The organism is Pseudomonas sp. 58 R 12 (genome assembly GCF_900005865.1).
Classification (GTDB): domain Bacteria; phylum Pseudomonadota; class Gammaproteobacteria; order Pseudomonadales; family Pseudomonadaceae; genus Aquipseudomonas; species Aquipseudomonas tritici.
In genome coordinates this window covers 153,688-180,058 of record NZ_CVTP01000014.1, presented here as the reverse complement: position 1 = coordinate 180,058, position 26,371 = coordinate 153,688, and the positions used below count along the sequence as shown (strand labels likewise).

The window sequence follows — 26,371 nt, the reverse complement described above, 5'->3', positions numbered from 1 at the left end:
GGCGAAATGCGCACCGTGCACCTGGCCGATGGCAGCAAGGTCGAGTTGGATTCCGCCAGTGCCATCCGCCTGGACTATGACGGCGTACAACGGCGCATCAGCCTGATCCAGGGCGCGGCGATTTTTGACGTGGCGCCGATGGTGGGCGGGGAAAACCGGCCCTTCGTGGTGCAGAGCGCCGGGGGGCAAACCCGGGCCCTGGGCACGCGGTTTGTGGTGGGGCGCGAGGGCGATAGCCAGGCCTGGGTCGGCATGCTGCAGCACAGTGTCGAGGTTTCCCTGCAAGCCACGCCGAAAAAGGGTGCGGCCGACAGGGTGCTCAAGGAAGGCCAGGCCGCACGCTACAGCCCTCAGGAAGGCATCGTGCCCCTGGATCAATTCGATGTGGAGCGCGCCACCAGTTGGCGACGCGGCGTGTTGATTTTTGATCGCCAGCCCCTGGCGAACGTCATCGAGCAACTCAACCGCTACCGCCCTGGCCGCATCGTGCTGACAGACGCGCAACTGGGCGATCGCGAAGTCAGCGGCGTGTTTCGACTCGACATGCTCGACACTGCCCTCGCCACCCTCACCCAGGAACTGCAAGTGCAACGCTTGGACCTGGCAGGCCTCAGCCTGATCTATTGAATACCCGGTGGGAGGCCTTCTCCCACCCGCCGAACGCCTCCCTCCTTAAAAAACTTTCGAAAAGTCTTACTGACTTCCTGCGTGCCGCACGTCTTGCTAGGTGAGAAGCATTCTCACAAACAAAAACGCTCAGCGCAGGGAACAACAGAAATGTCAGCACTCAACAAGGGGCGCATCACCGGTAGCCGGTTAGCCCTGGCCATTCACTTGGGCCTGTTCGCGGTAACGGCACCCGTGTATGCCGCGCAGCCGCAGACAGGTAACGCCGCCCAGCCCGCCGTGTTGATGTTCGATGTTCCTGCGCAACCTCTGGGCGTCGCCGTACTGGCCTTTGCCGACCAAGCCGGCCTGCAAGTGCTGTTTGATAGCCAGCGCCTGCGCGGCTTGAACAGCACCGCACTCAAGGGCCGCTTCAGCGTGCAGGAAGGGCTGGGCCGTTTGCTGGGCGCTGCGCCAGTGGAGTATCGCTTTACCAGCGACCGCCAGGTCACCCTCAGCCGCGTCAGCGACGACCATGACGGCGCCATGACGGTGGGTACCACCACCATTACTGGCAACACCCAAGGCCAGGCCAGCGACTGGGTGTACCAGAGCCCAAAGTCCGTGGCCGTGATCAGCCGTGACATGATCGATAAACGCCCGCCCCGTCACGCCGCCGACATGCTTGAAGAAACCGCCGGGGTCTACACCGCCGTCAACCAGCGCGACCCTGGGTTGTCGGTGAATATTCGCGGCGTGCAGGACTACGGCCGCGTCAACATGAACATCGACGGCATGCGCCAGAACTTCAACGTCAACGGCCACCAGCAACGCAACGGCACCATGCTGATCGATCCGGAGTTCGTCTCCAGCATCCAGATCGACAAGGGCAGCCAGTCGGGGCAGGGCGGTGCGGCGGTGTTGGGCGGTATTGCGTCGTTCAAGACGTTGGATGCCAGCGAGTTTCTCAAGGACGGCAAAGAATACGGCGGGCGAGTTCGCGCTGGCAGCGGCATCGGTGAACTGGGCAACGGCACCGACTTCAACGGCAGTGGCGTGTTTGCCTTCGGTGATGAGCGCGGCGATGTCATGCTGGGGTACAGCGAGCGCCACTTCGGTGACTACCGTGGCGGCAAGCGCAACGCGGATAACCTGGGCACTAACATGCGGGCCAGAAAGTACGCCCCGGTAGCCTTTGACGACTGGTTGAACAGCGAGGTCGGCGACACCGGCAGCGTGACCCGCTCGCAGATCGTCAAGCTTGGCCTGAACCTGCCCAACGATCAGCGCGTGCAGTTGAGCTACCTGGAAAGCGACGCCGACAGTAACGATGCCTGGGGCTACATCGCCGATGACCTTCAGAGCACCTACTACCTGCGTACCAGCAAAAACAACCTCAACGCGAAAAATGTCGCGCTGGACTACAGCTACAGCCCGGATAACCCGCTGATAGATTTCAAGGCCAAGCTGTATTTCGTCACCACCCAACTGGATCGCGCCAACGCACCCAATACGGCGTCCGTGAGTTCCGGCAACTACACCCCGGGCTACACCGACCATTTCCAGACCGACACCTGGGGCCTGCAAGGCGAAAACACGTCGCGCTTTGACCTGGGCCGCGTGGGGCACGTGAGTTGGAGCTATGGCCTGGAGATGTATCAAGACAGGTTCAAGCCCAGCACCAACAAGGTTGAATCGAGCAATACGGTCGCCAGCGGTTCATTGCCCTACACCCCCAGTGCAGACCCGGAAGGCAAGCGCACCATCGCCAGCCTGTTCAACACCCTCCAATACGACTATGACGATTGGCTGACCGTGGATGCCGGCCTGCGTTACGACCGCTATCGGCTGGAAGGCGTTACGGGGATGACGCTCTGGAAGCGCGACCGTTTTTACTCAAGCTCGGTAGGCGCCAAGCGCGTCGAGGACATTTTCGATATTGATCGTGAGCAGGGGCAGTTCTCTCCGACCTTTGGTATCGGCATCAAGCCCGGGCTCGACTGGCTGCAACTGTATGCCCGCTGGGGCAAAGGCTGGCGCCCGCCGGCCGTGACGGAAACCTTCATGAGCGGCCGCCCGCACGGTGGCGGTTCGGGTGAGCGCGTGTTTCCCAACCCCTACCTCAAGCCCGAAGAGTCCCGCGATTGGGAAGTGGGGATGAACGTGTTCAAGGAGTCGTTGTTTTTCAATGACGACCGACTGGGCATCAAGGTGGCGTACTTCGACACCAAGATTAAGAACTTCACCTTCCTCAATACCAGCGTGAGTTTGCCGGAAACCTCCGTGGGCGGTTTCAACGGGATCATGGCGTACACCAATAACCTCAATGACACCCGGTTCAGAGGCCTTGAGTACCAATTCAACTACGACATGGGCCGGGCTTATACCAACCTCAGCTACACCCACATGATCGGCACGAATGAGTTCTGCTCGAAGAACTATTACATGGGCGGTGCGAAGAAGAACGGGCCGTCAACCACCGTGATCGAGACGTACGTGCGCCCCAACGGCACGATTGGGCGAAGGCCTGTCACTAGATATGAAGTGCTGGATGACGACGTCGCCAACAGCAAGGAAAGCTGCGGCCGAATCATGGGCAACGCCACTTATACACCGGCGGATCGGGGTTCAGTGACGGTGGGGGCACGCTTCCTGGAGAAGCGCCTGGATACCGGCGTTCGTGTTCGCTACAGCTCCGGTAATGGGGAAAACCTGAATAACCAGGGTTACCAGTTCATCGACCAGGCCATGTGGCCCAAGTACACCGTGTATGACCTCTACGCCAGTTACTGGATGACCGATCAATTAAATATCGCGCTGGCGTTGGAGAACGCCACGGACGAGGCGTATTTCGTCGCCATGGGCGATGCCAACAACCTGAGCCTGGCGCGCGGGCGCACGCTGAGCGGAATGCTCGAATACACATTCTGATCCGGTGCGCAGGCACTGGATCCACCCACGGTTTTGCCCAGGGTTGGGCAAAAAGTGCGCACCTGCGTACTGATCAATAGCGCTGTTTATAACGAGGTTTAGTGATGACTATTTCTGTTAGTTACGAGTCGTACCTGGGCACTACGTCGCTGTCCGACTACCTGACGGACTGGGCCATAGGTTTCGCCACCGCAGGTCATGGCACCGGTAACACCGGCGGTTTCAGCAACGGCACCTTCAGTGGCGATCAGTATTCGACGCATGGCGCCAACAACTCCGACTACGCGTTTATCGCCGACAGCAACACCAGCAACGGCCTGCACTATGTGTTCAACCCGGCCTTGCCGGCCAGCAGCAACCTGAACCACTACCTGTGGGGCAACCTGGATAACGTCGAACTGGGCACGGGCCTGACCGGCGGCGCAGGCAGCGATTTTGACCTGAGTGCCTACAAGGTGGCGTTCAACGGTCTCGACCTGTTTGCCGCCGAAGGTGCAGGCCGCACCGGCAACGAAGTGCAGAGCGTGATCTACGGCTTGATGCAAGGCAACACGTCGGCACTGGAAACCGTGCTCAACGACCTGCTGGACGATTTCGGTCTGTCCACCGCCAGCACCTTTGACGAAGTCAGCGCCGGGCTGGCTGCACACGCGGCCACCGCTGCCACCACCGACGTGGCGCTGGTGGGCGTGCAAGACGCTGCGCAGGACTGGGCCCTCGCGGCCTGAACCTCTGCTGCATGAAAAAAGCGAATGGAAGATCGCTCTCCCATTCGCCGCATTACACCGCTGTCGCCTAAGCCTTCTAATTCTTCGGGCGACAGTGGTGCCGAATTCTGCGCAGCGTCGTATCGCCTGTCAACGCGGCGACGCTGCGCGCCCAACCCCATGAGAATCCCCAGATGCGCCACGCCGGCAACGAAACCCTGGCCGCCCTCGCGGCCTATAAAAGTGGCTTCTTCAACATCGGCCTGTTCTCGGCGGTGATCAACCTGCTGATGCTCGCCCCGGCGCTTTACATGCTGCAGGTGTACGACCGGGTGTTGGCCTCGGGCAATCAGATGACCCTGTTGATGCTGACGCTGATGATCCTCGGCCTGTTCGGCCTGATGGGCGCGTTGGAATGGGTGCGCAGCCAGGTGGTGATCCGCCTCGGCACGCAGATGGACATGCGCTTGAACCAGCGGGTGTACGACGCCGCGTTCGAAGCGCAACTCAAGGGCGGCACCCAGGCGGCGGGGCAGGCGCTGCATGACCTGACCACCCTGCGCCAGTTCGCCACCGGCCAGGCGTTGTTCGCGTTTTTTGATGCGCCGTGGTTTCCGGTGTACCTGTTGGTGATCTTCCTGTTTCACCCCTGGCTCGGCCTGCTGGCGCTGGTAGGGGCGGTGGTGTTGATTGTGCTGGCGTGGGTCAACCATCACGTCAGCCAGGCGCCGATGGCCCTGGCCAGCCAACTGTCCATCAGTGCCAGCCAGCAGGCCACGGCCAACCTGCGCAATGCCGACACCATCGAAGCCATGGGCATGCTGGCTACGTTGCGCGGGCGTTGGTTCGGCCAGCATCAGGCGTTCCTGGCGCAGCAGAACCTGGCCAGCGAAAAGACCGCGACCGTCACCGCCTGGTCAAAGGGCGTGCGCCTGGCATTGCAGTCTTTGGTGCTGGGCCTGGGCGCATTGCTGGCGGTGCAGGGCGATATCACACCGGGGATGATGATTGCCGGCTCGATTCTGATGGGCCGCGTGCTCAGCCCGATCGACCAGTTGATTGGCGTGTGGAAACAGTGGGGCTCGGCGCGCCTGGCGTTTGATCGATTGTCACAGATGCTGGAAGCGAATCCCGCCCGGCCGGAACGCATGAGCCTGCCGGTGCCCAAAGGCCAACTGAGCGTGGAGCAGATCAGCGCCTGCGCGCCCGGCAGCCGTCGGCCGGCGCTGGCCAACCTGGGTTTTAACTTGGCGGCGGGCGACGTGCTGGGGGTTATCGGGCCGTCGGGCTGCGGTAAATCCACCTTGGCCCGAATACTGGTGGGCGCCTGGGCACCCTTGGCCGGCAAGGTGCGGCTGGACGGCGCCGACCTGGCTTTGTGGGACAAACAGCAGTTGGGGCCGCACATCGGTTACCTGCCGCAAGACATCCAATTGTTTGCCGGCAGCCTCGCAGAAAACATCGCGCGGTTTGCCGAGGTCGACGCGGAGAAGGTCCTGGCTGCCGCGCAAATGGCCGGCGTGCATGAGCTGATCCTGCAACTGCCCCAAGGCTACGAGACGCAACTGGGCGAGGGCGGCGCGGGCTTGTCCGGTGGCCAGAAGCAACGCGTCGCGCTGGCCCGTGCGCTGTACGGTCTGCCCGCGCTGATCGTGCTGGACGAACCCAACGCGAACCTCGACGAAGTGGGCGAGCAGGCCTTGCTCCAGGCCATCGCCCAGCTCAAGCAACAGCGCCGCACCGTGGTCCTGATCACCCACAAACCCAATGTGCTGAGCCTGACTGATCAATTGCTGATCCTCAAGGAAGGCCAATTGCAGGCCTACGGGCCGACGGCGCGGGTGTTGGAGGCACGGCAGAAACCGGCAGCGAACAAGCCGGTGTCGACCATGAGCATGAGCTACCGCCTCGGTGAAGGAAAACAGGCATGAGCCAGAGCAAACCGGTGTTGATCAGCGACGCGCCAAGCAATGTGCTGGCGCTGGATGACAAAAAGTATTCGCGCCTGGGCTGGCTGTTGGTACTTGGTGGCTTTGCCGGGTTCCTCGCGTGGGCGGCATTGGCGCCACTCGATAAAGGCGTGGCGGTGCCGGGCAAGGTCATGGTCTCGGGACATCGCAAGACCGTGCAGCATCCGGCCGGTGGCATCGTCGAACGTATCGAGGTGCGCGACGGTGATGTGGTCAGCGCCGGTCAGGTGCTGCTGCGCTTGAAAGAAACCCCGTTGCGCGGACAGATGCAGTCCCTGCGCAGCCAGTATTTGGCGTCCCTGGCCAGCGAGGCGCGCTTGAATGCCGAAAGCGAAGGGTTGTCGGCGATCACCTTCGGCCCTGAACTGCTCAACGATCCTGAGGCGGCGAGCACCCTGAACCTGCAACGGCAACTGTTCAATAGCCGCGCCCAGGCCTTGGCAACCGAGCAACAAGGCCTGCGCGAAACCATCGCCGGGGCCGAGGCGCAGTTGCGCGGCACGCGGGATTCGCAAGCGAGCAAGGTCCAGCAACGCGCGGCGTTGAATGAGCAACTGCAAGGCCTGCGCGAGTTGGCACGTGACGGCTACATTCCGCGCAACCGCCTGCTCGACAGTGAACGCCTGTACTCACAAATCGATGGCGCCATCGCCGAGGACTACGGCCGTATCGGCCAATTGCAACGCCAGGTCCTCGAGCTGCGCTTGCGCATTCGCCAGCTCGGCGAAGACTTCCAGAAAGACCTGCGCGGCCAGTTGGCCGAGACCCGCACCCGCAGCGACGACCTGCGCAATCGCCTGGCCTCGGCCGAGTTCGAACTGGCCAACAGCCTGGTACGCGCCCCCGCCTCTGGTGTGGTGGTGGGGTTGGACGTGTACACCGAAGGCGGCGTGATCAAGCCCGGCCAGGCACTGATGGACATCGTGCCGCAAGGCGAACCGTTGCTGGTCGAAGCGCGGGTGCCAGTGCAGATGGTCGACAAGGTGCATCCGGGCTTGCCGGTGGAGTTGCTGTTCTCGGCGTTCAACCAGGCCACCACGCCACGGGTGGCCGGCGAGGTGACGCTGGTTTCTGCCGACCGCCAGGTCGATGAGCGCACCGACGAACCGTATTACACACTGCGTGCCCAGGTTAGCGCGGCGGATATGCAGCAGCTCGACGGTGTACGGATACGCCCGGGCATGCCGGTGGAAACCTTCGTCAAGACCGGTGAGCGCTCGATGCTCAACTACCTGTTCAAACCCCTGCTGGACCGCACCCATATGGCCCTGGTGGAAGAATGAAGGCGCTGCTGTTTACCTTGTGTTTCGGTTGTACCTCGACGGCACACGCCTTGGGTTTACTGGATGCGTACGACTTGGCCCTGCGCAATGATCCGACTTTTCAGGCGGCCATCCAGGCGCGTGAAGCCGGTGAAGAGAATCGCGTGATCGGCCGTGCGGCGTTGTTGCCCAACTTGTCGTGGAGCTATAACAACTCGCGCAATGAGTCTGAAGTGACGGCGGGTGATGTCACCAGCGACCGTGACTACCGCAGTTACGCGTCGACTCTGACCTTGCAGCAACCGTTGCTGGATTACGAAGCCTATGCGCGATTTCGCCAGGGCACCGCCCAGGCGTTGATGGCCGACGAGCACTTTCGCGGCAAGAGCCAGGAACTGGCGGTGCGGGTGCTCAATGCCTACAGCCAGGCCTTGCTGGCGCAAGAACGTATCGAGCTGAGCCGTGCGCAGAAACGCGCGTTTGCCGAGCGCTTGCAACTTAATGATCGCCTGCTCAAAGGCGGCGAGGGCACGCGCACGGATGTGCTGGAAACCCAGGCGCGTCTGAGCCTGGCGCAGGCTGAAGAAATCGAAGCCCAGGACGCTCAGGACAGCGCCTTGCGCGAGCTGGAAGCCATCGTCGGCCAACCTTTACAGATCGAAGAGCTGGCGCCGCTGACCCGCCAATTCGATATCCCGCCCCTGGAGCCGAACCGTTTCGAAACCTGGCGCGAAATGGCCATGGCTAATAACCCTGAGCTTAAATCCCAGCACCACGCCCTGGACGTGGCGTCCTATGAAGTGGAGCGCAAACGTGCAGGCCACCTGCCCAAGGTCAGCCTGTACGCCACCAGTCGCCAGACCAGCTCTGACTCGGAAAGCAGCTACAACCAAAAGTACGACACCAACAGTGTCGGCATTCAGGTCAGCCTGCCACTGTTTGCCGGCGGCGGGGTGTCGGCTTCCACCCGCCAGGCGGCGAACCAGCTGTCCCAGGCCCAGTATGAGCTGGACGCGCAAACCTCGGCGACACTGGTGGAGTTGCGCAAGCAGTTCAACCTCAATACCAGCGGCGCGGCCAAAGTGCGTGCCTATGAAATGGCCGTCAGCTCCGCCACCGCCCTGGTTACCGCGACTAAAAAGAGCGTCACCGGCGGTGAGCGGGTCAACCTTGATGTACTCGACGCCGAGCAACAACTCTTCACCGCCCGTCGCGATTTGGCGAATGCGCGGCATTCGTATCTGCTGGCGAGGATTCAGCTGAAGTATTACGCGGGGTTGCTGAGTGAGCAGGATTTGCGCGCGCTGGCGGGGTATTTCCAGCCGTCGGCATGAGTGGTTACAACCCGGCATTCGCCGGGTTTTTTGTGGTTACTAATCTGTGAAACAGCTTCGGGAATATGAAGCCGGTTGTCGGGTGGCACGGGAAAATTGTTACCTGGCGGAAGATAACCTAACGGATGGGTTACGATGAAGGTAGGCGCTTACAAGGGATATGTGATTTCGGTGTTTATCAGGGATGAGCATTGCCCGCCCCATGTGCATGTGAGGGGGAACGGATGGGATGCGCGTTTTCGTTTCAGTTTTCTGGATGGGGATGTTGAGTTGTGGGATGTCGAGCCTGAGCGGCGGCAGCCACCCCTGGCGGTTTTGGAAGAAATACGCGAGGCGATCATGCAGCGGCATTACCTGGCGTGGGCACGCAGGATCTGGTGGGAATACCTGCAAACGGTCTGCCTGGAGAATCACTCCTGGGATTGGGAGGCCCGCGAGGTGTTGCCTGGGCTGATCATTCAGCCGGGTGTTTATGTGATCGCGCGTGCCCGGCACGATGTCGTTGGGCAGAAAACAATTTTGAATCTGGTCAGGGCACCGGGTTTTGTGGAGATTGAACTATGAAGCAAATCGTAAAAGCCAAAGTTGTCCCCTATAAACCGCTCACTGAGGCCGATGTCGAAAAGGCGATAGCCCGAGGGCGTAAGACACGGCACCTTTATGCCCGCGCCAGCTCTGTGCGTTATGAGGACAACTGCATTTCCATCGGCTTCAGCGACGGCAGTCGCGTTGTACTGCCGGTGGCTGGCCTGCCCGAGTTCGCGGGGTTTTCCTTGGAGGACTTTGAGCAACTTGAAGTCGGCTTTGGCGGAAAGGCGCTGTGCTGTGAGGCCCAGGACTTGGATGTTTCGGTCACGGGCCTGATCGCCACCAGCAAACCGCTGATGGACCTAGCCACCAGTTTGGTTGCCTCGCGCAACGGTCGCAAAAGCAGCGCCGCCAAATCCGCCGCCGCCCGAGCCAATGGCAAGAAGGGCGGGCGGCCACGCAAGAAGGAACCTGAGGACGTTGAACTACCGCCGAGTCAGTAACACCCCGGATTCCATATGGTGCGTCCACGGGAACTGGTCAAACAGCGCGCATTGGGTAATGCGGTGCGTGTCATGCAGTTGCGCGATGTTCGCCGCCAACGTCTCCGGGTTGCAGGAGATGTACAGGATATTGTCGAAGCGTCGGGTCAGTTCGCAGGTGTCCGGGTCCATGCCGGCGCGCGGTGGGTCGACGAACACGCTGCCGAACTCATAGCTCTTCAGGTCGATGCCGTGCAGGCGGCGGAACGGGCGCACTTCGTTAAGGGCTTCGGTGAGTTCCTCAGCGGAGAGTCGCACCAGGGTGACGTTATCCACTGCGTTTTCATCGAGGTTGCTCAGGGCTGCATTCACTGAGGTCTTGCTGATCTCGGTGGCCAGCACTTTGCGCACGCGGGTTGCCAAGGGCAGGGTGAAGTTGCCGTTGCCGCAGTACAGCTCAAGCAAATCATCCGGGCGGTCACCCAAGGCTTCGTATGCCCAGTTGAGCATCTTCTGGTTCACCGTGCCGTTGGGTTGGGTGAAGGCACCTTCGGGTTGGCGGTAGCTGAAGGTGCGCCCGCCAACGTCGAGTTTTTCCACCACGTAATCATGGCCGATCACATCGCGCTTGCCCTTCGAGCGGCCGATGATGCTGACGTTCAAGTCGGCAGCCAGCTGGTTCGCGGCAGCGTGCCAATGCTCGTCCAGCGGGCGGTGATAGCACAGAGTAATCATCGCGTCGCCGGCCAGGGTGGTGAGGAACTCCACCTGGAACAGCTTGTGGCTCAGGGCGGCGCTGGCTTGCCAGGCGGCCTTGAGTTGCGGCATCAACTGGTTGATACGCAGGCTTGCGATAGGGAATTCTTCGATCAGGATCGGCGTGCGCTTGTCGTCCTGGGAAAACATCGCGTAGTGGCGCTCACCGCCTTCGCGCCACAGGCGGAACTCCGCGCGCAGGCGGAAGTTCTGCAGGGGCGAGTCGAAGACCTGTGGCTGCGGTGCATCGAACGGTGCCAGCAGGTCACGCAAGCGCGTGACCTTGTCTTGTAGTTGAGCGGTGTAGCGTGCGGCGTCAAAAGTCATGCGTTGAACCAGCCCAGCTTGATCACAAACAGAATCGACAGAATCACCAGCGCCGGGTTCAGCTCACGGTAGCGGCCCGAAAGCAGCTTGATGGCGGTCCAGGCGATGAAACCGAAGGCGATGCCGTTGGCAATGGAGTAAGTGAAGGGCATCGCCAGGGCGGTGATCACCACCGGCGCTGCAACGGTAATGTCGTCCCAGTCGATTTCGGCCAGGCCGGAGGTCATCAGCACGGCCACGAACAGCAACGCGGGTGCGGTGGCAAAGGCGGGAACGCTGGCGGCCAGTGGCGAGAAGAACAGCGCCAGCAGGAACAGGATCGCTACTACGATGGCGGTCAAACCGGTGCGGCCACCCGCGCTCACGCCGGCAGCCGATTCGATGTAGCTGGTAGTCGTCGACGTACCCAGCAGCGAACCGGCCATGGCGGCGGTGCTGTCGGCGATCAGTGCGCGACCCATTTTCGGCATGTGGCCGTCCTTGCCCATCAGGCCCGCGCGCTTGGCGACGCCGATCAGGGTGCCGGAGTTATCGAACAGGTCGACGAACAGGAACGCGAAGATCACGCTCACCAGGCCGATATCCAGCGCGCCTTTAATATCCAACTGAAGGAAAGTCGGGGCCAGGGACGGCGGCATTGAGGTCACGCCGCCGAACGGGGTGACGCCCAGCAGGATCGACACGATGGTCACTGCCAGGATGCCAATCAGCACGGCTCCGCGTACCGCCAGGGCCTCCAGCGCAACGATCAGCACGAAACCCAGGGTGGCGAGGATTGGAGCCGGTTGCTTCAAGTCACCCAGGCCAACCAGCGTGGCCGGGTTGGCAACCACAATCCCGGCGTTGTGCAGCGCAATCAGCGCCAGGAACAGGCCGATACCCGCGGCAATCGCCGAGCGCAGGGGCAGGGGAATACTGTTGATGATCCACTCACGGATACGAAAGATCGACAGCAGGAAGAACAGCACCGCCGAGATAAACACCGCACCCAGCGCAACCTGCCAGGTATGGCCCATGTGCAGGACCACGGTGTAGGTAAAGAAGGCGTTGAGGCCCATGCCCGGCGCGAGTGCGATCGGGTAGTTGGCGATCAGGCCCATCACGGTCGAACCGATGGCCGCCGCCAGGCAGGTCGCAACGAACACCGCGCCCTTGTCCATGCCGGTCTCGCCGAGGATGCTCGGGTTCACGAACAGGATGTAGGCCATGGCCAGGAATGTCGTGATGCCCGCGAGGATCTCGGTGCGCACGTTGGTGTTGTGTGCCTTGAGTTGAAACAGCTTTTCCAGCATGCCTGCTCCCTGTGACGCTCTGTGGCGTCGTGATTTGTTGACCTCTAAGTCAAAGCACAAACTGCGCCAAGCGCCTTTGGTTTCAGAGAGGATCGGAAAAAGCGGCGCATCATACCAGCAGCCGAGGCCTTGAGGCATACTGCGCCGACGTTTAAACGAAGGTCACCCGCAGCATGAAAAACGCTAACCCGTGGAGTCTAGCCCTGATCCCCTGTATCAGCCTGTTGCTCGGCGCAGCACCGGCGTGGGGCGCGACTGCACCGCCCTTGAGCGAAGTGCGTGTGTTCAAGGTCGAGTCGGCAAAGTGCAGCGAGACCATTCCGGAACGTGTAAGCACTACCCAAATGTGTGAACACCGCGGGCCCACCAGGGTTTCTGTGATGGAAGTCGGCCTGGGCAATAACCCGGTTGGCCTCTTTAATGGCGCGGTGTTGAACGGCCAGCGCACGCCGGTATGCCAGGTCGGCAACATCAGCGAGGCCTGCAGCGGGGCTGGCACTTTGATGGGCTACATCTATGTGTTTGACCTGAATGTCCAAGCCCAAGGCTGGTTCGAATACAGCAACGCCTCGATCAACCCCCCGCGAAATACCCTGAAAACCCTGCTCAATATCCGCTGATCAATCTTCTTGAACGCTCAAAACCACGAGAAGTCGTACCCCTGAGACGGCGACTTTTCTAACGCCGCGGATGTACACCAACCCGTGAGGTGTTTATGAGCGCGACCCCCAATGGCGCGGCGGCCCAGCCGTTCGTCAGCCACCCGATACGCCTGCGCCTCAACGGCCAGGACCGCCAGCTGGACGTGTTGCCTTGGACCACGCTGTTGGACCTGCTGCGCGAGCAACTGGACCTGGTCGGCAGCAAAAAAGGCTGCGACCACGGCCAATGCGGCGCCTGCACCGTCTTGCGCGATGGCAAACGGATCAATGCCTGCCTGACGCTGGCGGTGATGTGCGACGGTGCCGAACTCACCACCATCGAAGGCCTGGCCAACGGCGACCAACTGCACCCGATGCAGCAGGCGTTTATCAAACACGATGCCTTCCAATGCGGTTACTGCACCCCTGGCCAGATCTGCTCGGCCGTCGGCCTGGCCAATGAAGGCCGCGCCCACGACACGGCGCAAATCCAAGAGCTGATGAGCGGTAACCTGTGCCGCTGTGGGGCCTACAGCAATATTCGCGATGCCATTGAAGACGTAGTGGGAGGTGAACAATGAATCCCTTCCACTACAGCAAGCCTGCGGATGTGAAAGAAGCGGTTCATCTGAGCAGCGCCGCGTCGCGCTTTATTGCCGGTGGCACCAACCTGCTGGACCTGATGAAAGAAAACATCAGCCGCCCCGAGCATCTCATCGATATCACCGGATTGCCCCTGAATGACATTCAGGAGACTGCCGGTGGCGGTCTGCTGATCGGCGCGTTGGTGAGCAACGCCGACCTGGCCTGGCACCCGCTGATCGAACAGCGTTACCCGCTGCTGTCCCAGGCCATCCTGGCCGGCGCCTCTCCGCAACTGCGCAACATGGCCAGTACCGGCGGCAACCTGTTGCAGCGCACCCGTTGCTACTACTTCTATGACGCGACCGTGCCGTGCAATAAGCGTGAGCCCGGCAGTGGCTGCCCGGCACGCACCGGTTTGAACCGTATTCACGCGATCCTCGGCGCCAGTGAACAGTGCGTCGCGACCCATCCCTCCGACATGTGCGTCGCTTTGGCAGCGCTGGAGGCGAGGGTGCATGTAGAGGGGCGCGGCGGTTCGCGGGTCATTGAGTTCGCCGACTTTCATCGCCTGCCGGGTGATGCGCCGCAACGGGACAACCAATTGGCCGACGATGAGCTGATCACCGCCATCGAACTGCCCGCCGATCATCTGGCAAACCATAGCAATTACCTGAAAATCCGCGACCGTGCCTCCTATGCGTTCGCCCTGGTGTCTGTGGCTGCCGCGCTTGAGCTGGACGGCGACACCATCATCGACGCGCGCCTGGCCCTGGGTGGCGTGGCCCACAAACCCTGGCGTGACCGCGCGGTGGAAGCCGCACTGATCGGCCAGGTTGTTAGCCGCGAAACCTTCAGTCACGCCGCCGATGCCCTGTTGCAAGACGCCGAGCCGCTGCAACACAACGGCTTCAAGATCAAGCTGGCACGCCGGGGGATTATTCGCGCCCTGAGCGACGCCGCTGTCGCAGGAGAACGCCCATGAGTGCTATCGGCAAACCCTTGGACCGCGTTGACGGTCTGCTCAAGGTCACAGGCAAGGCGCGGTATGCCGGTGAGTTTCCCGAAGAAGGCCTGCTGCATGGCAGCGTAGTGTCGAGCACCGTGGCCAAGGGCCGGGTGCTGCGTATCGACGCGACCAAGGCGCTGGCGCTGCCGGGTGTGGTGGAGGTTCTCCATCACCTCAATCGGCCAAAAATCGCCAGCTACGATGATGCTTTCCAGGACGATGATGCCGCCGACGGCTCGCCGTTTCGCCCGCTGTACAACGATCGGGTACTGTACAGCGGCCAGCCACTGGCGCTGGTGATCGCCGATAACCTCGAGCTGGCGCGACATGCCGGCTCCCTGGTGGAGATCGAGTACGAAACCGAAGCCTTTGAAACCGACTTGCTGGCCTTGCAGGAACAGGCGTACGCGTCGCCGCAGACGCCGCCCAAGCCGCGCGGCAACTTCCAGGCCGAATGGACCGGCGCTGCCGTCAGCCTGGATCTGCACTACAGCACCCCTATCGAACACCACAACCCGATGGAGCCCCACGCCAGCACCGTGCTGTTTCAGCCGGACGGCACGCTGCACATCCACGACAAGACCCAAGGCCCGCAGAACTGCCAGGCCTATGTGCAAAAAGTCTTCGGCCTGGATAAAAGCCAGGTGCGTATCTTCGCGGCATTTGTCGGCGGCGCCTTTGGCTCCGGCCTGCGCCCGCAGTACCAATTGCCGCTGGCGGTGATGGCGTCCCTGGCACTCAAGCGCTCGGTGCGGGTCACGCTGACGCGTCAGCAGATGTTCACCTTCGGCTACCGCCCACGCACCTTGCAGCGTTTGCAGCTGGGCGCCGCCGCCAACGGCCGCCTGCTGGCACTGGGGCACACCGCGATTGGCCAGACGTCGCGCTTCGAGGATTTCAGTGAGCACGTGGTGGAATGGAGCGGCATGCTCTACCACTGCGATAACGTGCAGCTGACTTATAAGTTGGTGCCACTGGATGTATTCACGCCGCTGGACATGCGTGCACCTGGGGCGGCCCTCGGGGTGATCGGCCTGGAGTGCGCCATGGACGAATTGGCCAGCGCATTGGGGATGGACCCGGTGCAACTGCGGCTGATCAACTATGCCGAACGCAATCAGAACGAAGACAAGCCCTGGTCGAGCAAAGCCCTGCGCGAGTGTTACGGCGAAGGTGCCGAGCGTTTCGGCTGGCACCAACGCAACCCGGAACCGCGCAGCATGCGCGACGGCCGCCAGTTGATCGGCTGGGGCATGGCCGGCGGCGTGTGGGAGGCGATGCAGATGAAGGCCAGCGCCAAGGCGCGTATTGATGCCAAGGGCAAACTGACCGTCAGCAGCGCCACCACCGATATCGGCACGGGCACCTACACGGTGATGACCCAGATCGCGGCCCAGGCCAGTGGCGTGGCGGTTGAGGACGTGGACTTTCTGTTGGGGGATTCATCGTTGCCCACTGCGCCGCTGCAGGGCGGGTCGTTTACGGTGTCCTCCGTCGGCACGGCTGTGCAGCAGGCCTGCGAAGCGTTGAACGCCAAGCTGTTGGCCGTTGCCCGGCAGACGTATCCGGTATTCAAGGAGGCCGAGGCCGTACGCTTTGAAGACGGCCAACTGCATACGGGTGACGTCAGTGTGTCGTTGGCGCAGTTGGTCAAGAACAGTGGCGAAGACGCGTTGGAAGTGCAGGTCGACAGCGAGCCCGACAAGCAGCGCGAGGGGTTTGCTACTGCCACCCATTCGGCAGTATTTGTCGAGGTGCGCGTGGATGAAGACCTGGGCACGATCAAGGTCAGCCGGGTGGTCAGCGCGATTGCCGCCGGGCGCGTGGTCAACCCGAAGATGGCGCGCAGCCAGATCCTCGGCGGGGTGGTATGGGGTATTGGCATGGCCCTGCACGAAGAAACCCAGATCGACCATCAATTGGGGCGTTACATGAACCATAGCCTGGCGGAGTACCACATCCCGGTCAACGCTGATATCGGCGAGATTGACGTGGTGTTTGTCGAAGAACACGACGAGATCGTCAATGCCCTCGGGTCCAAGGGGGTTGGTGAGATCGGTATTGTGGGTGTGGCGGCGGCGGTGGCGAATGCGATTTATCACGCTACGGGGAAGCGAGTGCGGGAGTTTCCGATCACCTTGGACAAAGTGCTTTGACGCCAATCTCCAAGCCACTGAAGATCAAGTGTGGGAGCTGGCGGGCCAGCTCCCACAGTGTTTTGCGGTGTGGCTTAAACCTTGGGCTCTTCCACCGGCACATGCATCCGATCCCGATTCGCCAGGGTCGGGAACAGCTTGATCCACACCCCTGTCACCACCAGCGTACCGATCCCGCCCATGACCACCGCAGGCACGGTGCCGAACCAGTGGGCGGTGATGCCCGATTCAAACTCGCCCAACTGATTCGACGCGCCGATAAACAAACCGTTGACCGCACTGACCCGCCCGCGCATTTCATCGGGTGTCTCCAGTTGCACGAACGACGCGCGGATCACCATGCTGATCATGTCCGCCGCACCCAGCACCACCAGCACCGCCAGGGAAAACCAGAACGAGGTAGACAGGCCGAACGCGATGGTCGCCACGCCGAATACGCCGACGGCGGTGAACATCACTCGCCCCACATGCCGGTCCACCGCGAACCGCGCCAACCATAACGACATCAATAACGCGCCCACCGCCGGTGCCGAACGCAACAGGCCCAGGCCCCAGGCGCCGGTCAGCAAGATGTCCTTGGCGAACACTGGCAGCAGCGCGGTGGCACCGCCCAGCAGCACGGCGAACAAGTCGAGGGAGATGGCACCGAGAATGTCCGGGCGGCTGCGGATAAAGCGGATACCGGCGAGCAGAGAGTCCATGGTCGCCTTGGCTTTGTTCAGCGGCGTCTGGCGCGCGGGCAAATTCAGGGTCAGCACGCACGCAATGAGGTACAGCGCCACCGTGGGGCCATACACCCACACGCTGCCAAAGGCGTAAAGCAAACCGCCAAGGGCCGGCGCGACAATGGTCGCCAGCTGCTGGGCCGACTGCGACGAGGCCACGGCCCGTGGGAACAGAGCGGCGGGCACAAGGCTCGGGAGCATGGCCTGGGTGGTGGGCATTTCAAACGAGCGCGCGGCGCCCAGCAGGAAGGCGAGGATAAAGATCATCTCGCGGGTCACGTTGCCGGTCAGGCCACCAATGGCCAGGGACAAGGCGATAAACGCCTGCACGGTCTGGCAGATGGCGGCAACTTTACGTCGCTCATAGCGGTCGGCCACATGCCCGGTGTGCAGCATGAACAGCACGCGCGGCACGAATTCCACCAAGCCGACCAACCCCAGGTCCAGCACGTTGCCCGTCAGTTGGTAAAGGTTCCAGCCGATGGCCACGGTGAGCATCTGGAAACCGCTGGCGGTGAAGATGCGCGCCAGCCAGAACGCGATGAAAGGGCGATGGTGACGTAACAACAACGCAGGTTCGCTAGGCATCGGAATTCGGGTCAAGGCCGGAGGAAGCGCCGAGATTATCATTAAGTTGTAACAGATAGTTGCAAGAACTGAGCTGAGGCAGTCTGTCACGCGGCAAAAGACCACACAGGCCAACCGCAAAAATGGGACTACTCTTTTAGCAATGCTTGATCCAGGTCAATGCCTTCGCAGCGTCAGTGCAAGGCGGCAGGCCAGGCAAGCATCCCAGCGTGATTGGACAAAAAAAGAAACGAATTGAAATTCGGCGTACTCCATATCGATGGGGGCAGTGATTGCAGGCCGCCGGCCGGCATTCGGTATTACCTGAAAGAGGAAAACTTATGTTCGGTTTGGAGGCGCTAGATCTCGCCCGAATCCAGTTCGCGTTCACCATCTCATTCCATATCCTGTTCCCGGCGATCACCATCGGCCTGGCCAGTTACCTTGCGGTGCTGGAAGGCTTGTGGCTCAAGACCCACAACGACACTTACCGTGACCTCTACCACTTCTGGTCGAAGATCTTTGCCGTCAACTTCGGCATGGGCGTGGTGTCCGGCTTGGTCATGGCCTACCAGTTCGGCACCAACTGGAGCCGCTTCTCGGACTTTGCCGGCGCCGTTACCGGGCCGCTTCTGACCTACGAAGTGCTCACGGCCTTCTTCCTCGAGGCCGGTTTCCTCGGCGTGATGTTATTCGGTTGGAACAAGGTCGGGCGCAACCTGCACTTTTTCTCCACCGTGATGGTGGCCGTGGGTACGTTGATTTCGACCTTCTGGATCCTGTCGTCCAACAGCTGGATGCAGACGCCCCAGGGCTTTGAAATCATTGACGGCCGCGTGATCCCAACCGATTGGTTCGCCGTGGTCTTCAACCCGTCGTTCCCTTATCGCCTGGCGCACATGGCCACGGCGGCCTTCGTGGCCACCGCGTTTTTTGTCGGCTCCTCGGCGGCCTGGCACTTGTTGCGCGGCAAGGACAATCCGGCGATCCGCAAAATGCTCTCGATGGCGATGTGGATGGCCCTGATCGTTGCGCCTATCCAGGCGGTGATCGGCGACTTCCATGGCCTCAATACCTTGAAGCACCAGCCGGCGAAAATCGCCGCGATTGAAGGCCACTGGGAAAACAAAGGCAACGAACCGACACCGCTGATCCTGTTTGGCTGGCCCGACATGAAGGCCGAAAAAACCAAATACGCGGTGGAAATTCCGTACCTGGGCAGCCTGATCCTGACCCACTCTCTGGATAAACAGGTGCCTGCACTCAAGGACTTCCCTCCGGAAGATCGTCCTAATTCGACCATCGTGTTCTGGTCGTTCCGGGTCATGGTCGGCCTGGGCTTCCTGATGATCTTCACCGGCCTGTTCAGCCTCTGGCTTCGCCGGGGCGACAAGATGTACACGTCCAAACCGTTCCTGTACCTGGCGTTGTGGATGGGCCCATCCGGCCTGATTGCGATCCTTGCAGGTTGGTTCACCACCGAGATCGGCCGCCAGCCGTGGGTGGTCTACGGCTTGATGCGCACAGCGGATGCTTCGTCCGGGCATAGCCTGGCGCAGATGACCATTACCCTGGTGTTGTTCGTGGTGGTGTACTTCGCGCTGTTTGGTGCGGGCCTTGGCTACATGATGCGTTTGGTGCGCAAAGGCCCTGTGGCCCATGACGTGACCGAGCCAACCCACGGCGGCCCTGGCCAGAAACGCACGCCGGCACGTCCTTTGTCTGCTGCCGATGACGGCACCGACAATGAGCACGACGACATCCAGCACAAGGGGAATTGAGATGGGTATTGATCTTCCGCTGATCTGGGCCGTGATCATCATCTTCGGCATCATGATGTACGTGGTCATGGACGGCTTCGACCTGGGGATCGGCATCCTGTTTCCGTTTATCCCAGGCAAGACCGACCGTGATGTGATGATGAACACCGTGGCGCCGGTCTGGGACGGTAACGAAACCTGGTTGGTATTGGGCGGCGCGGCACTGTTCGGCGCGTTCCCGCTGGCCTATTCGGTGGTGTTGTCGGCGCTGTACCTGCCGCTGATCCTGATGCTGATCGGGCTGATTTTTCGCGGGGTCGCGTTCGAGTTCCGCTTCAAGGCCAAAGACCACAAGCGTCACCTGTGGGACAAGGCGTTTATCGGCGGCTCGTTGGCTGCAACGTTCTTCCAGGGCGTGGCGCTGGGGGCGTTTATCGATGGCATCCCGGTGGTGAATCGCCAGTTCGCCGGCGGTTCGCTGGACTGGGCCACGCCGTTCACGATGTTCTGCGGTGTGGCGTTGATCGTGGCCTATGCGTTGCTCGGTTGCACCTGGCTGATCATGAAGACCGAAGGCCCGTTGCAGGAGAAGATGCACAACCTGGCGCGGCCCCTGGCGTTCGTGGTGCTGGCCGTGATCGGCATCGTGAGTATCTGGACGCCGCTGACGCACCCGGAAATTGCCTCGCGCTGGTTCACCCTGCCAAACCTGTTCTGGTTCCTGCCAGTGCCGATCCTGGTGCTGGTGACCATGTACGGTCTGTTCCGCGCCGTGGCACGCAACGCGCACTACACGCCGTTCCTGCTGACACTGGTGCTGATCTTCCTGGGCTACAGCGGCCTGGGTATCAGCCTGTGGCCGAACATCATTCCGCCATCGGTGTCGATCTGGGACGCTGCCGCGCCGCCGCAAAGCCAGGGCTTCATGCTGGTGGGCACGTTATTCATCATCCCGTTCATCCTGGGCTACACCTTCTGGAGCTACTACGTGTTCCGCGGCAAGGTCACCCACGAAGACGGTTATCACTAGGAGGGTCGTCTCATGTCTGGCAAGCCTACGTTGCACGAGATTGAACAGGCCGAGAAACAGCCGTTGTGGCGGCGCCTGGGGTGGCTGGCGATGATCTGGACTGGCAGCGTGCTGGCCTTGTTCGTCGTGGCGAGCCTTATGCGCATGTTCATGAACGCGGCTGGCTTGACCACCCACTGACATCCCATCCCGTTGCCTTGCGGCACGGTTTTTTGGCCCCGCCTCTGCTCGCAGTGGCGGGGCCTTTTTTATTTGCGCGCTTTGAGGATCACGAATTTCGGCGTGGTGGCGATTTGCTCGACGCCCCGGAACAAGCGTGCCAGCTTGGTGTGATAACCCAGGTGGCGGTTGCCGACTATATAGAGGGCGCCGCCGACTACCAGTGCTTCACGCGCCTGCTGGAACATACGCCAGGCGAGGAAGTCACCGACCACCTGTTGCTGGTGGAACGGCGGGTTGCACAGCACCACGTCCAGCGAATCGGGCGCCTGGCCGGCCAAGCCATCGGCGGCGCGTACGATGACGTCGCGCTCACCGAGCGCTGCTTGCCAGTTATCGGCCGCCGACTGCACGGCCATATAGGACTCGTCCACCAGGGTGTATTGCGCCTCGGGGTTTTGCAGCGCGCTGGCAATCGCCAGTACGCCGTTGCCACACCCCAGGTCTGCCACCCGCGCGCTGCCCAGGTTTTTCGGCAGGTGCGGCAGGAACGCACGGGTGCCGATGTCTAGGCTTTCGCGGCAGAACACGTTGGCGTGGTTCAGCAACTCGATGGCTGGCGCGTCCAGGGTGTAGCGGGTCGGATACGGCGAGACAGCCGCGGGACGATCTTCAACAGTGGCGATCAGCAATCGCGCTTTCTTGACCGCCAGCGATGCATGCATCGGCCCGATGTAGCGCTCCAGCAACTCGCCCGCCGCCCGTGGCAAGTGCTTGATCATCGCCCCGGCAATCACTTCGGCGCCCGGCGCAAGTTGGCCTTGCAGGCGGATCAGTTGCTCTTCGAGCAGGGCCAGGGTTTTCGGCACGCGGATCAGTACGCGGTCAAAAGGCCCGGCCGGGGCCTGGCTGGCCGGGATGAACGGCACAGCGTCAAACGCCTTGCTGTTGCGCACCAGGTTTTTCTCCAGGCCCTGGGCTGCCAGGAATGAGTCGCCGCTGGAGGTTACCTGCACGTGGCCTTGTAGGCTGGCGGCCAGGGCGCCGAAGCTGTCATTGAGCACCAATACGCGGGTATCAGTCGTCGGCTGCTGTTCGGCCAGATGATTGAGCAGGTACTCGTCTGCCGCATCGAAGGCTTGCAGCGGATCATTATGTTGCTCTGGCTGGCGGATCAGATCGAGCTGGGCGAAGGGGCTTTCGAGCAGGGGCATGGCGGGGGAGGCTCTGGGTAAACGATAAGTGTTCGGCAGTGGCCAGCCGAGACGTCTGAGTGAACCACGGGCGGCCTCCCGGGGGGGCTGCTCAACACTCAGAATTGGCCGCAAATGTTACTTTTTTTTCAGCGGGATTACATGCGGTGATTGTTGGCGGGTTAAATAATCCCGTCTTGCGCGGCGCGGAGCACGGCGGCGATCTTGTTGTTGACCCCCAGTTTTTTCAGGCAACTGCAGACATGAAAGCCTACAGTGCGTTCGGATAAACAAAGGATGGCGGCGATGTCCGCTGCGGTCTTGCCCTTGCCGGACCACATGAGCACTTCCGTTTCACGCGGGGTCAATAGGCTGGCGGGGTGGGTGCTGGGTTTGTCGGCGTATTTATGCGCCAGAACTGTATGCATCGCGTGACACAACCACAGCATCAGCCCGGATTTTTCGTAGAGCTCTTCCGGCGTGATTGCGCCTTTACCACGGCTCAGGGTCAACATGCTGAACATGCCCCGGAAATCATGGACGGTTATGGTCAGCGCCATGTGCACGCCTAACGTCTGCGCCAATGACCAAAGGCTGGGTACGTCTTTAAAGGTTTCTTCCTTCCAGACAATGGGCAGCGGGTTCTCCCTGCAATGCTTCACCACCGGGTCTACGCCAAAGAAGCTCGCCTGGTCATAGACTGTTTTCCATTCATTTGGGTAGTTGGTGAATTCAATCGGATTGACTTGGTTTTTTGGCAGGTTAGCGCTCATCTTGAAGGAACAGTGTTGGAAGCCGAGCTCTAGCGTTCTGATGCCCACCATTTCAAACACGCTGGTGACCTCATCTTCGCCTTCCAGTTTGGGAAGCCGTGTGTTGCGCCAGTTAATCATTGGTATTACTCCATGGAATTCTCCGTGCCTTGAGGTACGTCCTGGACCCCCAACGCTGCACGAAAATGAGTGTAGGACAACGGCTACATATCGAGAGGAAAATTTCGTTTTGGCGCGCAGGTCTTTAAGAATTTTTCTGCAAAGGAACCTGCTGGCGTTGGCCGCGGGCCGTCTGAATGTCACGGTTTATTAGGCGTTTAAAGGCGGTGTAACGATCAGCTAACAACGTGTTTATAGACAGGGTTGAAAGGCTAATAGCAAATTGATTGGCGGTGCAATTGGATAGCCACTACTGCACGCATCGCGCGATACCACTACCAACCATAGGTGTTTCCATGCGCCACTTTGAGGGACACTAGGGCACCTGTTGAACGGAGGCCCCCATGACGGCCAGCGCTGAGAAATTCACCCGCCAGACCTTGCTCGATGTGCAATCGCTGACCCCCAGCCTGTTTACCCTGCGCACCACCCGCGATCCCGGTTTCCGGTTCACTGCCGGCCAATTCGTACGCGTGGGGGTGACCAAGGCGGATGGCAGCACCGTCTGGCGCGCCTATTCCTTAGTGTCCTCGCCGTTTGATGAGCACTTGGATTTTTTCTCGATCGTTGTCCCGGGCGGTGAGTTCACCAGTGAGCTGAGTCGCCTGCGGGTGGGCGATACCTTGATGGTGGAACGCCAGGCCACCGGATTCCTGACGTTGAACCGTTTCGTCGATGGTCGCGATTTGTGGATGCTGGGCACTGGCACCGGGGTGGCGCCGTTTTTGTCGATCCTGCAGGACTTCGAGGTCTGGGAGAAATTCGAGCGTATCCTCCTCGTGTACAGCGCCCGCGAAGCCAAGGAGCTCGCCTATCAGGCGCTGATCAGGGAACTGGGCGAGCGCGAGTACCTGGCCGAATACGCGCACAAGCTCACCTACATTCCTATCGTGACCCGTGAACAACACCCAGGCGCGCTGAATGGGCGCATCACGACGCTGATTGAAAATGGCGAACTGGAACGCGCGGCCGGCGTCGAGCTGGCCCCGGAGCACTCCCGTGTGCTGATCTGCGGCAACCCGCAGATGGTTGATGACACGCGGCAGTTGCTCAAGCAGCGCGATATGAATCTGAGCCTGAGCCGTCGCCCTGGTCAGGTGGCGGTAGAAAACTACTGGTAATAAAAAAGGCGCCTCAAGCAGGCGCCTTTTTTTCAAACCGGTATTTACTGAAGCGGCTTGTCGTTCTGTGCCTTGAGCAGATCACGGATCTCACCCAGCAACACTTCTTCCTTGGTCGGCGTCGGTGGCAGGCTTGGCGCCACGGCTTCTTCACGTTTCAGGCGGTTGATCGCCTTCACACCCATGAAGATCGCAAACGCGACGATGACAAAGTCGATCACGCTCTGGATGAACTTGCCATACGCCAGGACGACCGCAGGCACATCGCCCTGTGCGGCCTTGAGCGTTATTGCCAGGTCACCAAAGTCCACGCCACCAATCAACAGACCAATGGGTGGCATCACCACGTCGCCTACAAAGGAGGAAACAATTTTGCCGAAGGCCGCGCCGATGATGATACCGACGGCCATGTCGACCACATTACCTTTGACCGCGAAGGCCTTGAACTCACTGATCACGCCCATAGGTTATTCCTTGTTACAGATGAGAAGGGTGGGGCTCAGTGTAAGTCAGTCGTAGCGGGCTTGCCTGACACAACCGTTAACAATGTTAGTTTTTATCGACACATTAAATCGCAAATAGTTTGCAAAGTGCCATCAATCGCGCGCGAAATACGCGCCAAATCAGGTGCTTACCAGATTATTTTATCAATCGGGTTGGTACGTCTTTTCTATTTATCTTCTGACGCTCGGGTCACTAGCCTCTGGCAAGCACAACTGAATGTGCATTAAAAAAACCAGAGGAAACCTTGATGAAAACCCCAATGAGCCGCGGGCCTGTTACAGCGCGAACCGCGCTGGTACTGGTGACCGCCAGCCTGCTGTCCCTCTCTGTGCAAGCCGCCAACTTGACCCGCGATAACGGTGCGGCGGTGGGTGACAACCAGAACTCGCAGACCGCCGGCGCCAACGGCCCGGTACTGCTGCAAGACGTGCAACTGATCCAGAAGCTGCAACGCTTCGACCGCGAACGCATCCCGGAGCGCGTGGTACACGCCCGTGGCACCGGCGCCCACGGTACCTTCACGGTCACCGATAACCTCAGCGACTTGACCAAGGCCAAGGTATTCGCGGCGGGCGAAACCACACCGGTATTCGTGCGTTTCTCCGCCGTGGTCCACGGCAACCACTCCCCGGAAACCCTGCGCGACCCGCGCGGTTTCGCCACCAAGTTCTACACCGCCGACGGCAACTGGGACCTGGTGGGCAACAACTTCCCGACGTTCTTTATCCGCGATGCCATCAAGTTCCCGGACATGGTCCACGCGTTCAAACCTGACCCGTGCACCAACCTCGATGACGACTCCCGTCGCTTTGACTTCTTCTCCCACGTGCCCGAGTCCACGCGCACGCTGACCGAGCTGTACTCCGACTCCGGCACCCCGGCCAGCTATCGGGAAATGGATGGCAACGGCGTGCACGCCTACAAGCTGATCAACGCCAAGGGCGAAGTGCACTACGTCAAATTCCACTGGAAGAGCCTGCAAGGCATCAAGAACCTTGATCCCAAGCAAGTCACCGAAGTGCAGGGCCGTGACTACAGCCACATGACCAACGACCTGGTCACGCATATCAACAAGGGCGACTTCCCCAAGTGGGACCTGTACGTGCAGGTGCTCAAGCCTGAAGACCTGGCCAAGTTCGACTTCGACCCACTGGACGCCACCAAGATCTGGCCGAATGTGCCCGAGCGCAAAGTCGGGCAGATGGTACTCAACCGCAACCCGGCCAACGTCTTCCAGGAAACCGAGCAGGTGGCTATGGCCCCGGCCAACCTGGTGCCGGGCATCGAACCGTCGGAAGACCGCCTGCTGCAAGGCCGGGTGTTTTCCTATGCTGACACCCAGATGTACCGCCTGGGCGCCAATGCCCTGCAACTGCCGATCAACGCGCCACGCGTGACCGTCAACAATGGCAATCAGGACGGCGCACTGAATTTCGGCAAAACCACCAGCGGCGTGAACTACCAGCCAAGCCGCCTGGAGCCTCGGGAAGAGCCGCAAACCGCGCGCTACAGCCAATCGGCCCTGTCGGGCAGCACCCAGCAGACGAAGATCCAGCGTGAGCAGAACTTCAAGCAGGCCGGTGATCTGTACCGCTCCTTCAATAAAAAAGAGCGTCAGGACCTGATCGAGAACTTCGGCGGCTCGCTGGCAACCACCGATGATGAAAGCAAGCACATCATCCTGTCGTTCCTTTACAAAGCCGACCCGGAGTACGGCACTGGCGTAGCCAAGGTTGCCAAGGGGGACCTGGCGCGCGTGAAGGCGCTGGCGGAAAAACTGACTGACTGATCCGTTGG

At 60.8% G+C, this 26,371-nt stretch carries 23 protein-coding genes; 17 read left to right on the top strand and 6 right to left on the bottom strand.

Going from position 1 to position 26,371, the window contains the following annotated elements:
- The 8 genes from BFP95_RS08355 to BFP95_RS08320 form a co-directional block, all read left to right on the top strand.
- The coding region (locus tag BFP95_RS08355) for a FecR family protein (RefSeq protein ID WP_139115304.1) at positions 1-627 on the top strand (627 nt) is incomplete at its 5' end.
- Positions 628-777: 150 nt separating this feature from the next.
- Complete coding sequence (locus BFP95_RS08350; RefSeq protein WP_065909830.1) at positions 778-3,537, top strand: TonB-dependent receptor; 2,760 nt, start codon at positions 778-780, stop codon at positions 3,535-3,537.
- A gap of 104 nt (positions 3,538-3,641) precedes the next feature.
- The gene (locus tag BFP95_RS08345; RefSeq protein WP_065875361.1) at positions 3,642-4,265 is read left to right on the top strand and encodes a heme acquisition protein HasA; all 624 of its coding nucleotides are present in this window, start codon (positions 3,642-3,644) and stop codon (positions 4,263-4,265) included.
- A gap of 173 nt (positions 4,266-4,438) precedes the next feature.
- Positions 4,439-6,175, top strand: a complete 1,737-nt coding sequence (locus BFP95_RS08340; RefSeq protein WP_065875360.1) for a type I secretion system permease/ATPase — start codon at positions 4,439-4,441, stop codon at positions 6,173-6,175.
- Entirely contained in the window at positions 6,172-7,497 is a 1,326-nt protein-coding gene (locus BFP95_RS08335; protein ID WP_065875359.1) for an HlyD family type I secretion periplasmic adaptor subunit, read from the top strand. The genes BFP95_RS08340 and BFP95_RS08335 overlap by 4 nt, the downstream gene beginning before the upstream one ends.
- Positions 7,494-8,810 carry a TolC family outer membrane protein gene (locus BFP95_RS08330; RefSeq protein ID WP_065875358.1) on the top strand — a complete coding sequence of 439 codons (1,317 nt, stop codon included), beginning with the start codon at positions 7,494-7,496 and terminating at the stop codon, positions 8,808-8,810. Before BFP95_RS08335 ends, BFP95_RS08330 begins: the two co-directional genes overlap by 4 nt.
- Before the next feature lie 135 nt (positions 8,811-8,945).
- On the top strand, positions 8,946-9,374 hold the full coding sequence (locus BFP95_RS08325) for a DUF4160 domain-containing protein (protein WP_065875357.1): 429 nt from the start codon (positions 8,946-8,948) through the stop codon (positions 9,372-9,374).
- Positions 9,371-9,841: a DUF2442 domain-containing protein gene (locus tag BFP95_RS08320; RefSeq protein ID WP_065875356.1), complete on the top strand. Its 471-nt coding sequence runs from the start codon at positions 9,371-9,373 to the stop codon at positions 9,839-9,841. Before BFP95_RS08325 ends, BFP95_RS08320 begins: the two co-directional genes overlap by 4 nt.
- Here the strand turns inward: BFP95_RS08320 and trmA are convergent.
- Positions 9,824-10,903 (bottom strand): tRNA (uridine(54)-C5)-methyltransferase TrmA, encoded by a 1,080-nt coding sequence (trmA, locus tag BFP95_RS08315; protein WP_065875355.1) that lies wholly within the window; start codon positions 10,901-10,903, stop codon positions 9,824-9,826. The genes BFP95_RS08320 and trmA overlap by 18 nt on opposite strands.
- A complete protein-coding gene (locus tag BFP95_RS08310) occupies positions 10,900-12,195 on the bottom strand; it encodes an NCS2 family permease (protein ID WP_034117796.1) in 1,296 nt (431 codons plus the stop codon). Before BFP95_RS08310 ends, trmA begins: the two co-directional genes overlap by 4 nt.
- A 173-nt stretch (positions 12,196-12,368) precedes the next feature.
- Here BFP95_RS08310 and BFP95_RS08305 point away from each other — a divergent pair, with 173 nt between their 5' ends.
- From BFP95_RS08305 to BFP95_RS08290, 4 genes are all read left to right on the top strand, one after another.
- Positions 12,369-12,815 (top strand): DUF4879 domain-containing protein, encoded by a 447-nt coding sequence (locus BFP95_RS08305; RefSeq protein WP_065875354.1) that lies wholly within the window; start codon positions 12,369-12,371, stop codon positions 12,813-12,815.
- 95 nt (positions 12,816-12,910) lie between these two features.
- The gene (locus tag BFP95_RS08300; RefSeq protein ID WP_065875353.1) at positions 12,911-13,417 is read left to right on the top strand and encodes a (2Fe-2S)-binding protein; all 507 of its coding nucleotides are present in this window, start codon (positions 12,911-12,913) and stop codon (positions 13,415-13,417) included.
- Entirely contained in the window at positions 13,414-14,403 is a 990-nt protein-coding gene (locus BFP95_RS08295; RefSeq protein ID WP_065880431.1) for an FAD binding domain-containing protein, read from the top strand. Before BFP95_RS08300 ends, BFP95_RS08295 begins: the two co-directional genes overlap by 4 nt.
- Entirely contained in the window at positions 14,400-16,583 is a 2,184-nt protein-coding gene (locus BFP95_RS08290; RefSeq protein WP_065909828.1) for a xanthine dehydrogenase family protein molybdopterin-binding subunit, read from the top strand. The genes BFP95_RS08295 and BFP95_RS08290 overlap by 4 nt, the downstream gene beginning before the upstream one ends.
- Positions 16,584-16,657: 74 nt before the next feature.
- Here the strand turns inward: BFP95_RS08290 and BFP95_RS08285 are convergent, their stop codons facing one another.
- The gene (locus BFP95_RS08285; RefSeq protein ID WP_065875350.1) at positions 16,658-17,896 is read right to left on the bottom strand and encodes an MFS transporter; all 1,239 of its coding nucleotides are present in this window, start codon (positions 17,894-17,896) and stop codon (positions 16,658-16,660) included.
- Positions 17,897-18,216: 320 nt separating this feature from the next.
- Here BFP95_RS08285 and BFP95_RS08280 point away from each other — a divergent pair, with 320 nt between their 5' ends.
- From BFP95_RS08280 to BFP95_RS08270, 3 genes are read left to right on the top strand one after another with little or no spacing between them, the layout of a single operon-like run.
- Positions 18,217-19,656 carry a cytochrome ubiquinol oxidase subunit I gene (locus BFP95_RS08280; RefSeq protein WP_065880430.1) on the top strand — a complete coding sequence of 480 codons (1,440 nt, stop codon included), beginning with the start codon at positions 18,217-18,219 and terminating at the stop codon, positions 19,654-19,656.
- Between the two features lies 1 nt (position 19,657).
- Positions 19,658-20,665, top strand: a complete 1,008-nt coding sequence (cydB, locus tag BFP95_RS08275) for a cytochrome d ubiquinol oxidase subunit II (protein WP_065875348.1) — start codon at positions 19,658-19,660, stop codon at positions 20,663-20,665.
- Between the two features lie 12 nt (positions 20,666-20,677).
- Complete coding sequence (locus BFP95_RS08270; protein ID WP_010562540.1) at positions 20,678-20,845, top strand: DUF2474 domain-containing protein; 168 nt, start codon at positions 20,678-20,680, stop codon at positions 20,843-20,845.
- A 68-nt stretch (positions 20,846-20,913) separates the two neighbouring features.
- Here BFP95_RS08270 and BFP95_RS08265 read toward each other — a convergent pair whose 3' ends face one another.
- Complete coding sequence (locus tag BFP95_RS08265; protein WP_065875347.1) at positions 20,914-22,038, bottom strand: methyltransferase; 1,125 nt, start codon at positions 22,036-22,038, stop codon at positions 20,914-20,916.
- Between the two features lie 161 nt (positions 22,039-22,199).
- Positions 22,200-22,910 (bottom strand): helix-turn-helix transcriptional regulator, encoded by a 711-nt coding sequence (locus tag BFP95_RS08260; protein WP_065909825.1) that lies wholly within the window; start codon positions 22,908-22,910, stop codon positions 22,200-22,202.
- 383 nt (positions 22,911-23,293) lie between these two features.
- On the opposite strand from BFP95_RS08260, the gene BFP95_RS08255 reads away from it, so the two are divergent.
- On the top strand, positions 23,294-24,070 hold the full coding sequence (locus tag BFP95_RS08255) for a ferredoxin--NADP reductase (RefSeq protein ID WP_065909823.1): 777 nt from the start codon (positions 23,294-23,296) through the stop codon (positions 24,068-24,070).
- 44 nt (positions 24,071-24,114) lie between these two features.
- Here BFP95_RS08255 and mscL read toward each other — a convergent pair whose 3' ends face one another.
- Entirely contained in the window at positions 24,115-24,534 is a 420-nt protein-coding gene (gene mscL, locus BFP95_RS08250) for a large-conductance mechanosensitive channel protein MscL (RefSeq protein WP_065880427.1), read from the bottom strand.
- Positions 24,535-24,821: 287 nt separating this feature from the next.
- On the opposite strand from mscL, the gene katB reads away from it, so the two are divergent.
- Entirely contained in the window at positions 24,822-26,363 is a 1,542-nt protein-coding gene (gene katB / locus BFP95_RS08245; protein WP_065909821.1) for a catalase KatB, read from the top strand.
- Positions 26,364-26,371 lie beyond the last annotated feature (8 nt).